The organism is Gilvimarinus sp. 1_MG-2023 (assembly GCF_030548285.1).
Genome location: NZ_JAUOSC010001141.1, coordinates 1 through 264, shown reverse-complemented (window position 1 = coordinate 264; position 264 = coordinate 1). Strand labels below are relative to the sequence as shown.

The following is a 264-nucleotide window of genomic DNA, read 5'->3' as shown; positions in this document are numbered from 1 at the left end:
CTACCTGGCTGAGAGCATCTTCCTGCAGATGGTGATGGATTCTGATAAAGCTTGGAACAAGGCCGATACCCCTGCCCAGGCGATGCGGGCAGAAACCGAGCTGAGGGAACTCATTAAGGTCGTTGTGGACAAGCATATGGCCCCCAAACTAGCTGGGAATGTGAGGAACGTTAGCCGTCAGCAAATGGCTCAGATTGAGCGCCAGGCCATCATTGATGCATGGAAGGAATGGGAGGCCTATCAATGACACGGTTAGTATTTCAC

At 52.3% G+C, this 264-nt stretch carries 1 protein-coding gene; it reads left to right on the top strand.

Annotation, left to right across the window (positions count from 1 at the left end; all coding sequences use genetic code 11):
* On the top strand, nt 1–247 hold a 247-nt coding region (locus tag Q4563_RS20425), incomplete at its 5' end, for a hypothetical protein (protein ID WP_303605816.1).
* Nucleotides 248–264 lie beyond the last annotated feature (17 nt).